At 67.5% G+C, this 9,309-nt stretch carries 9 protein-coding genes; 3 read left to right on the top strand and 6 right to left on the bottom strand.

Translation table 11 applies throughout. The features are described 5' to 3' along the window. Nucleotides 1–271 (bottom strand): LysR family transcriptional regulator (locus tag KXJ60_RS05305; RefSeq protein ID WP_291124814.1); only part of this gene is annotated, 271 nt, incomplete at its 3' end. A gap of 117 nt (nucleotides 272–388) precedes the next feature. On the opposite strand from KXJ60_RS05305, the gene KXJ60_RS05300 reads away from it, so the two are divergent. After that, nucleotides 389–826, top strand: a complete 438-nt coding sequence (locus tag KXJ60_RS05300) for a PACE efflux transporter (protein WP_291124812.1) — start codon at nucleotides 389–391, stop codon at nucleotides 824–826. Nucleotides 827–844: 18 nt separating this feature from the next. Here the strand turns inward: KXJ60_RS05300 and KXJ60_RS05295 are convergent, their stop codons facing one another. Genes KXJ60_RS05295 through KXJ60_RS05285 form a run of 3 tightly spaced genes read right to left on the bottom strand, consistent with a single transcriptional unit; the run spans nucleotide 845 to nucleotide 3,956 of the window. After that, nucleotides 845–1,648 (bottom strand): SDR family oxidoreductase, encoded by an 804-nt coding sequence (locus KXJ60_RS05295; RefSeq protein ID WP_291124810.1) that lies wholly within the window; start codon nucleotides 1,646–1,648, stop codon nucleotides 845–847. Between the two features lie 6 nt (nucleotides 1,649–1,654). After that, nucleotides 1,655–2,635: a tripartite tricarboxylate transporter substrate binding protein gene (locus tag KXJ60_RS05290; protein WP_291124808.1), complete on the bottom strand. Its 981-nt coding sequence runs from the start codon at nucleotides 2,633–2,635 to the stop codon at nucleotides 1,655–1,657. A gap of 46 nt (nucleotides 2,636–2,681) precedes the next feature. Next, complete coding sequence (locus tag KXJ60_RS05285; RefSeq protein ID WP_291124805.1) at nucleotides 2,682–3,956, bottom strand: aromatic ring-hydroxylating dioxygenase subunit alpha; 1,275 nt, start codon at nucleotides 3,954–3,956, stop codon at nucleotides 2,682–2,684. A gap of 153 nt (nucleotides 3,957–4,109) precedes the next feature. Between KXJ60_RS05285 and KXJ60_RS05280 the strand changes: the two genes are divergently transcribed. Then, a complete protein-coding gene (locus tag KXJ60_RS05280; RefSeq protein WP_291124803.1) occupies nucleotides 4,110–4,871 on the top strand; it encodes an IclR family transcriptional regulator in 762 nt (253 codons plus the stop codon). Nucleotides 4,872–4,893: 22 nt separating this feature from the next. Here the strand turns inward: KXJ60_RS05280 and KXJ60_RS05275 are convergent, their stop codons facing one another. Together KXJ60_RS05275 and KXJ60_RS05270 are read right to left on the bottom strand one after the other, a co-directional pair. Continuing rightward, nucleotides 4,894–6,423, bottom strand: a complete 1,530-nt coding sequence (locus tag KXJ60_RS05275; protein ID WP_291124816.1) for an MFS transporter — start codon at nucleotides 6,421–6,423, stop codon at nucleotides 4,894–4,896. 105 nt (nucleotides 6,424–6,528) lie between these two features. Next, nucleotides 6,529–8,301 (bottom strand): alkaline phosphatase D family protein, encoded by a 1,773-nt coding sequence (locus KXJ60_RS05270; RefSeq protein ID WP_291124801.1) that lies wholly within the window; start codon nucleotides 8,299–8,301, stop codon nucleotides 6,529–6,531. A gap of 229 nt (nucleotides 8,302–8,530) precedes the next feature. Here KXJ60_RS05270 and KXJ60_RS05265 point away from each other — a divergent pair. Further along, the coding region (locus KXJ60_RS05265) for an ATP-binding protein (protein ID WP_291124799.1) at nucleotides 8,531–9,309 on the top strand (779 nt) is incomplete at its 3' end.

Below are 9,309 nucleotides of genomic sequence, written 5' to 3'. Positions count from 1 at the left end.
GCCCCTGGTGCAGCCCCTCGGCGTGCGCCTGCAGCTGGCGCAACTGGCTGGCGAGCTGGCGGGCCTGGGGCTCGAGCGCGCGCGCCACGTCGGTCGGGCGCGGCTCGCGCGTGCTGCGGTCAAAAAGCGTGAGGTCGAGCTCGGCTTCCAGGTTCGCAATGGTCATGCTCACGGCCGAGGGCACGCGGCCCAGCTGGCGCGCGGCGGCCGAAAACGAGCCACTGTCGAGCACCGCCAGGAACACCCGCACGTTGTCGCTGGAAAAGGCCATGGGCCGCAACTTATCAGAAATTCTGAAACTAACTGACTTTTACCGTCAGGCGGACCGCCATACGATGCCTCCATTGCCCCGCCAACCCGGCCGGGCCCCGTTCCCTGGAGTCGTGCCATGCAAGGCATCAAACGCAAAGTCGTCTACATCACCCTGTACGAAATCATCGCCATCACCATGTCGACCGCCGGCCTGGCGTTGCTGTCGGGCGCGAACATGGGCCATGCGAGCGTGGCCGCCGTGGCCGCCTCGGCCATCGCCGTGGTGTGGAACCTGGTCTACAACACCCTCTTTGAGCGCTGGGAAGCGCGCCAGGCCACGCGCGGGCGCAGCCTGCTGCGCCGCGCGGTGCACGCCATCGGTTTTGAGGGCGGCCTGGTGGTGACGCTGGTGCCGCTGTTTGCCTGGTGGCTGGAGATCTCGCTCTGGCAGGCCTTTGTGCTGGACCTGGGCCTGATCGTGTTCTTCCTGGTCTACACCTTCGTCTTCAACCTGCTGTTTGACCGCATCTTCGGCCTGCCCGCCTCGGCCCAACCCGCGCCGCAGGCGGCCTGAGGGCGCGGGCGTGCGGGCTCACATGATGTGCAGCCCGCCATCGACCATCAGCGTGGTGCCGGTGATGAACGACGCCTCGCTGGACGCCATCCAGAGAATGGGCCAGGCGATTTCTTCGGGCGAGGCCCAGCGGCCGATCAGCGACGTGTCCTGGCGCTCGGTCTTGAGCTGCTCCACGCTCTTGCCCTTGTCCCGCGCGCGGCCCACGTGGAAGTCGGTCAGCGTGGAGCCCGGGCACACCGCGTTGGCGCGCACACCATGCGGCGCTTCCTCAAACGCCAGGCTGCGCGTGAACGCCAGCTGGGCGGCCTTGGTGGCGTCGTACAGCGCCATGCCCTTGCGGCCCGTCACCGCGTAGCACGACGACACGTTGACGATGCAACCGGCCACCGACTGCCGCAGCGCCGGCAAGGCCGCGCCGCAGTAGTTGGACAACCCCACCAGGTTCACGCCCACCATGGCCTGCCATTCCGCAGGCGTGGCGTTGGCGGCGGGCGTGTAGTTGCGCATGGCGGCGTTGTTGACGAGGATGTCCAGCCCGCCCCACTGTGCGGTGCATTGCTCAACCGCCGCCAGCGCTGCGGCGGGGTCAGCCACGTCGGCACCCAGTGTGGCCAGCCGCGCGTCGGGCTGTGCCTGGAGGATCGCGGCCTGTGTGCGCGCCAGCGCCTGCGCATCGGCGTCCACCAGCAACACGGCCGCGCCCTCGCGGCAAAAGAGGTGTGCGGTGGCCGCACCGATGCCGGCACCGGCACCCGTGATCAGCGCGGTCTTGCCCGCCAGGCGGGGTTCGCGTCGGGGGTCGCGTCGGGGTTCGCTCATGTCAGCTCACTCCGCCTTTGCACCGGTGTCCTTGATGACCTTGCCCCAGCGCACGATCTCGGTGCCGATCCAGTCGCTGAACTGCTTCGGTGAGCTGGCCACGATTTCGAACTCCATGTCGTGCAGGCGCTTCTGGATGTCGGGCGAGTTGAGGATGCGCACCATCTCGTCGTGGTAGCGGTTGATGATGGCCGGCGGCGTGCCGGCGGGCGCCAGCAGGCCGATCCAGGAGGTGGCCTCGAAGTCCTTCAGACCGGACTCGGCCAGCGTGGGCACATCGGGCGTGCTGGGAAAGCGCTTGGTGCCGGTGGAGGCCAGCAGCTTGAGGCGGCCCTCTTTCACGAAACCCTGCACGTTGCCGGGCACGAAGAAGCCCGCCTGCACGCTGCCCGCAATCAGGTCGGTGACAGCCGGGCCCGCGCCGCGGTAGGGAATGTGCGTGGCGTGGAAGCCGGCGGCGGACTTCATCATTTCCATGGTGAGGTGCGAGGCACTGCCCATGGCCACGGAGCCGTAGCTGTACTTGGTGGGCTGGGCCTTGGCCTTGGCGATGAAGTCCTTCACGTCGGTGAAGCCGGCCGCCGGGTTGACCACCAGGTATTGCGGCGACTTCACGGCCAGCGTGATCGGCGCGAGCTCCTTCATCGGGTCGTAGGGCATCTTGTCAAACAACGTGACGTTGATGGCCAGCGGGCCGTTGTAGCCGATCAGGAGCGTGTGGCCATCCGGTGCCGCGCGCGCCACTTCCAGTGCGCCGATGTTGCCCCCCGCGCCGGGTTTGTTTTCGACCACGAAGGGCTGGCCCAGCGCCTTCTGCAGCTCGGGGCCAATCAAGCGGGCGAGCACGTCGTTGGTGCTGCCGACGATGGGCACGATGATGCGCACCGGCTTGCTCGGGCGCCAGTCGGACGCGCCTTGCGCCCAGGCCGACGTGGCCGCACACGCCACAAGCGCCATGGCGGCTGCGAACTTGAAGGGGGTTGTCATGGATGTCTCCTGTGGGGTCTGTTGTGGGGGTGAGAAGGCCAGCCTGTCAAAGGCTGAAGACCGGTTTTTTCGTGGCATCGGCCAGGTGCTCCCGCGCCCACGCGACCGGGTCCTGCTCCTTGGGCAACAGCACACCGGCAGGGCGCACATGCTGGGCGCTCGCGTCCAGCGCGGGCGGCGTCTGGCCTTGCTCCAGCGCCACCGCGGCTTCGTGCAGCATGCGCCGCGCCATGACGATGGCCTTGTCGGTGGGCAGCAGCTTCTCGGCCTCGTGGTCCTGGATGGTGCCCATGCTCTCCTGCAGCGAATAGTCCTGCGCCGAGAAGCCGAACACGCCGCTGTACGCGCGCTGCTCGCGCTGGGCGCGGCGGTCCATGCCGTAGTCGTTGTCGCGGTTGGCCTTGGGCACAAAGCTGCCCGGTGCCTCGTACTCCACGTGAATGCCCTTGCCCTCTTCCATGGCCGTGCGTTCTTCGGTGGTGAGCGGCTGGCTCGGTTGCCAGTTGATGCTCCAGGCCCAGCAGCTGTGGTCGTCGATCGGCACCCACACGTGGCCGCCCAGCGCGTGGTCGCCAAACGGCGCGATCAGCGTGAACCATGGAAACAGCCACTGCGTGACGCGCCAGTAATAAGAGTCCGGCTCGCCGTTGCGGCGGCCGAACAGGCTCAGGCCAAACGGTGTCTGCTCGATCTCGAACTTCACGTTGCCGTCGGCCTTGATGTAGTCCAGCGCCTTCACGCCCTGGTGCATCGGGTCGGTGTCCACCTCGTAGCGGTGCACATACGACACGTGCGCGGTGTCGATGCCGCCTTCCATGGCCTGCAACCAGTTGCTGTATTGCAGGCGCTTGGAGACAAACACATGCTCGGGCGGCAACGTGCACCACTCCAGCTCGGGCGGTGCGGGCTGCTGGTCGGCCGGGCCCATGTAGGCCCACACAATGCCGCCGCGCTCCACGCAGGGGTAGCCCTTGATGTGCATGCGCGCGCAGGCCTGCGGCGCCGAGGGCACGTCCACGCACTGGCCGTTGCCGTCGAACTTCACGCCGTGGTACGCACAGCGGATGCCGTTTTCTTCGTTGCGACCGAAATACAGCGACACGCCGCGGTGCGAACAGAACTCGCCAATCAGGCAGGCCTTGCCGTCGGTGTTGCGAAACGCGAGCAGCTTCTCGCCGAGCAGCTGCACGCGCACCTGCGGCCCGTCGGCCTCGGGGATTTCGCTCGACATCAGCGCGGGCACCCAGTAGCGGCGCATGAGGTTGCCCATGCGCGTGCCGGGACCGACACGGGTGAGCGTTTCTGACATTTCCTTGTTCACTCGCGGGACTCCGTGGTTTTTCGTGTGTACGACAGATGAGACGTCTGTCCATTTTATGAACGGGCTTTGATGCACGTCAAAGAATATGAGCCATGTGTCCGTCTGACGGACGCATTTCATACAATGCCGGCTTCCTGACCCGAAGAGATGACGATGAGCACCGACAAGAACAGCGAAGGCGTGCGGGCGGTGGACCGCGCGCTGGACATCCTGATGGCCTTTCGCGCCGGGGATCCGCGCCTGAGCGCCAGCGAGCTGCTCAAGCGGGTGGACCTGAGCCGACCCACGCTGTACCGGCTGCTGCGCACGCTGGAGCAGCGCGGCTTCATCGTCTCCGTGGGCGAGCCGCAGCGCTTTCAGCTCGGGCCGTCGGTGGCGCATCTGGCGCGCATGTGGACGTCAGGGCTCGATCTGGCCACGCTGTCGCAGCCCATGATGCGGCGCCTGTGGGAACAGACGGGCGAGACCGTGGCGCTGCTCGTGCACCACGGCGAGGAGCGCGTGTGCGTGGCCGAAATGCCGAGCGCACAGCCGCTGAGCTTCAAGCGGGGCGTGGGCCACAGCGAGAAAGTCATCCTGGGCGCCAGCGGGCGGGCGATCCTGGCGTTTGCCGACGACGCGTCGCATTACATCCACGGCAAGATTCCGAAGGCGCGGCAGAAGGACTATCTCGACGAGCTCGCGCGCATCCGGCAAGCGGGCTACGCGATCAGCCGCGACGAACTCATCCAGGGCGCGGTGGCCATTGCCGCGCCGTTCCATTCAGCGGGCAACAAGGTGATGGGGTCGCTCGCGGTGTACGGCCCCAGCGCGCGGGTGGACGCGCCGCAGGTCAAGCGCATTGCGCAGTGGCTGAAAGAGGCGGCGCGAGAGCTGTCTCAGCAAGCGGGCGCAGACCCCGCGCAGGCCGGCTGACGGGCGCGCCGCTGCCGCACGCTCAGACGGTGGTCTCCATCAGGCTGCGGCTCACGCGCGGTCGCTCGCTGCCCGTGTGAAACGCCAGCTTGCGGTCGCGCAGCGTGACATCGGCCGCGGTAACACGGTCAAAGCGGCGCAGGTGATCCGTCCACGACTCGTCGACGATCACCTCCACAAAACGGCCGGGCTCGTTGATGTCGTGCAGCAACTCCCATGACAGCGCGCCATGCCGCAGGCGGCTGCGCCGGCTCTCGTTGAGCATGAGGAAACGGAATTCCGCCGCCCGCGCCGGGTCGATGAGGTACTCGATCTGCACCATCACATGGCCATGTTTGGGAGGCTCCGGAATCGATGGCGCGGGGAAGATGCGCTTGGGCGTGAGGTCGTCTTCGAGCCCGGCGTCGGGCATCCAGCGGTTCACCGCCGCCATGGCGGTGATGCCGCTGACCGCCGCGATGCCCAGGCACACCGGCACGCTGGTCCAGGTGGCGACCTGGCCCCAGATGGCCGCGCCGGCCGCGCTGCCGCCCATGATGGACATCTGGTAGATCGACATGCCCCGCGCGCGCACCCAGTCGGGCAGCCCCATCTGGATGGAGACGCTCAGCGTGTTGGCCACGGTGATCCAGGCCGCGCCCCCGAGGAACATGGCCGGCACCGCGATCCACAGCTGGTGGGTGACCGCCATCACCGCCATGGCCAGCGCCTGCACCGCAGCGCCACGCAACACCAGGCTGTCGCGCGCGTAGCGGCGACGCAGGCGCGGCAGAAACGCGGTGGACGCGATGGCCCCCGCGCCCATTGATGCGAGCAGCACGGTGAACGTGCCCGCCCCGCCGTCCTGCATGCCGCGCGCGACCAGCGCCAGCAAGGCCATGAGCGCGGTGGAGTGGAAGAAGAAGATCGAGATGCGCAGCAGCACCCCCTTGAGCAGGTAGGACTGCTTCACATACTGCAGGCCCACGCGCATGGCCGAACCGAGCCGCTCGCGGCCCAGCGGGTTGGGCGTGTGCTCGCGCTTCCAGCGGCTGATGATGATGGCCGCGCCCACCGACAGCGCCGCATTGAGCACAAACACCCACGCGCTGCCCGCGCTGGCGATCAGCGCGCCGGCCACCAGCGGCCCGATGATGCGCGAAGCGTTCATCGACACGCCATTGAGCGCCAGCGCCGCGGGCAACTGCGTCCGTGGCACCAGCTCGGGCACGATGGCCGAGAACACCGGCCAGCGCAGCGCCATGCCGATGCCGTTGGCAAACACCAGCACCAGCAGCAGGGCCGGCGACATCACGTCCAGGAAGATCACGACGCTCAGCAGCGTGGCCACGGAGGCCACCCACAGCTGGGTGAACAGGAAGTAGCGCTTGCGGTCCAGGTTGTCGGCCAGTGCGCCGCTGGGCAGGCCCAGCAGAAACACAGGCAGCGTCGCGGCGGTTTGCACCAGCGCCACCCACAGGGGTTTGGTGGTGAGCGACGTCATCATCCACGCAGCCGCCACCTCGCTCATCCACATGCACACATTGGCCATGAGCCAGGTGGTCCACAGCATGCGGAACACGGGCCGGCGCAAGGGCGCGAGGGGGGAGAGACTGTCGTCGCTGGGGGGAGTGGTCACGGGAAACAGGGCGGCTGCAGAAGCCCTATTGTCGCGGGCTCAGCCCGTTTGCGTGCTGGCCGGCTCGGTGGCCAGCAAATGGTTGGTGAATGCGCTCTTGGTCTCGCACCGCCAAGTGGTCCACAGCTTCGCGCCGCCTGCGTGGCCGCCCGGGGCGTCCAGCTCCAACGCCAACCAGTTTCGCGCGGCCAGCACATAGCGGTTCGATCCAGGGAACAGCATCATTTCCGCCTTCAGGTTCACATCCAGCGCCTGCCTGGACCGGGCCACGGCATTGAGCACATGAAAGAACAGGCGCTCGGTCACCGACACCAGCGACGGGTGCACCACGGCGGTCGAGGTGAACTGCTGGATCTGCGCCCAGTTGTCCTGCGGCTCCACATCGCTGCGGTACGCGGTGCCCCAGGCCGCCACGTGCACGTCGCCCGACAGGATGGAGACGCGCAACCGCTTGTCCCGGGCGGTTTTCAGCAGGGTTTCGATCAGCCGCTTGCGCTCGCCCTCGTGGTCGTCGTTCGTCCAGTGGTCCTTCAGGTCGTCTGCGCTGCTGTCCAGCACATGGTCCGAGCCGAAGCCGTCCATGAACGCTTCGGCCAATGACAACTTCGGGTGCACCACGGGCACCGACGACATGAACAGCAGGTGCTGGCACGCCGAGGCCGACGCGTCCTGGCCGGGGATCGCTCCCAGGCTGCCCTGCAGGGCACGCCAGGTCTCGGGGCCGAGCACTTGCTCGTGCGAGCGCTCGGTGCGCAGGTCGGCCACCACCAGCTGCAGCGGCCCCAGCGCGTGCACAAAAGAGAACCCGGGCTGCTGGTCGAGCAGCGGCAATGCCAGCTTGTCGGGCTTGAGCACCTGCTTCCAGTCGATGGGCTCGAACAGGGGGTCGTTGGAACGCACACGGATGTCGCTGCGGTGCGTGAGCTCGGGCAGCAGCTCCACCGCGTGCTGCATCTGGAACACCCAGAACGCCTTGCGCGCGTGGTGGAACAGGCGCTGAAAGAGCGGGCTGCGCTGCATCTCCGCGCTGTAGGAGCCCCAGCCGTCAAAGATGTCGTGGTCGTCCCACATCATCACGGTGGGCATGCTGGCCATCGCCAGCGCCGCGTCCAGCGTGGGGTCCTGGGCGCCCCACGCGTGGCGCTCCGCCGGCAGCCAGCGCGCGCTGTAGAGCTGAAGGTAGTAGGCCTCGATCTTCTTGTCGAGCGCGGCGCTCACCGGGTAGACCAACTGCTCATCCCTGGGCAAACCGATCCAGCCCTTGAGCTCCTTGAGGTCCTCCCAGATCGAGTCGAAGTAAATCTGGTCGCCCCCCATCAGCAGCAGGTGGAAGCGCTGCCGTCCCTTGTCGTGCGTGCGTGCCTCATGCCAGAGCTGCTCTTTGTCGAGCTCGTACCCGGGCGGACGGACGGTGCTGTCGTGGTTGCAGAGCAGGTCTTCCCACACCGCGTTCTCTGCACGGATGAGTTTGCGAATGCCACTGGGGTCTGAAAAACCGTTGCAGGACACGTAGGCCATGCGCGGCGCCTGGCCCTTGCCGGGCACTGTGAAGCTCCACTGCCCGTCAACCCCTTCCAGCCGGTAGTCCACCCGGCGCTCCTCCTGGCCCTGCTTGCAGCTCAGGTCGTAGCGAAAGTAACTTCGCCCACCCTGCTGAAGCAGCAACACCGGCGGCTTGACCGCCCGACCGCCCAGATGAAGCGCCAGGGCGCCGGTGTTGTCCTCCACGCCGATGAGCGCGCTCACGCGCCACGCGCCATCGGCGCCGCCACCTCGGTAAGAAAGAACGGGCCCCAGAATCAGCTTTGCCATGCGTGGTCTCCCAGATCGGACGGCCGCCATCGGGCGCACCGCCGGCCCGCATGATAGGCGTGAGATCACCCACGGCAGGGCCGTTGCAGGCGGCGCATGACCCATCCTGGGGATGCCCGGGTGTTTCCAGAAACAGGACGGCCTGCCTTTGCCGCATCTGTCCACTCAGATTGACATAACGGCCTGTACATAAATCCAAAATCCGGCGGCCTGTGCCATACTGAATTCCATGGCACATGCGTTCCCCTTCTCCGCGATCGTGGGTCAGGAAGAGATGAAAACGGCGATCCTGATCGCCGCCATCGACCCCCACATTGGAGGCGTGCTGGTGCTGGGCGACCGGGGCACCGGCAAGTCGACCGCCGTCCGGGCGCTGGCGGCGCTGCTGCCCAGCATCAAGGCGGTGGTGGGCTGCCGCTACGGCTGCGACCCGCAGGACAGCGCCGGCCGCTGCCCTGACTGCGACCGGCTGCGACAGGGCAAACCGCTCAAGTCGCACGCGATCCCGGTGCCGGTTGTCGACCTGCCGCTGGGCGCCACCGAAGACCGCGTGGTCGGCTCGCTGGATCTGGAGCGCGCCCTCTCACAAGGTGTCAAGACATTCGAGCCGGGTCTGCTGGCCCAGGCCAACCGCGGCTTCCTCTACATCGACGAGGTCAACCTGCTGGAGGACCACCTCGTGGACCTGCTGATCGACGTGGCCGCCTCGGGCGAGAACGTGGTCGAGCGCGAAGGCCTGAGCGTGCGCCACCCCGCGCGCTTCGTGCTGGTGGGCAGCGGCAACCCCGAAGAAGGCGAGCTGCGCCCGCAGCTGCTGGACCGCTTCGGGCTCTCGGTCGAGGTGAAAACCCCCGACCAGCTGGCCGAGCGGGTCGAGGTGGTGCGGCGGCGCGACGCATTCGAGCAGGACGCCGAGGCTTTCGTGGCGCGCTGGAAAAAAGAGGACGAGCGCATCCGCCGCCGCCTGCTCGCCGCGCGCACGCGGCTGGCGCAGGTGGAGCTGCCCGA

The sequence above is a fragment of the Hydrogenophaga sp. genome (assembly GCF_019264445.1).
GTDB lineage: Bacteria > Pseudomonadota > Gammaproteobacteria > Burkholderiales > Burkholderiaceae_C > Hydrogenophaga.
Note: the sequence above shows the minus strand (reverse complement) of the source record. Positions and strands in the feature narration are given on the sequence as shown.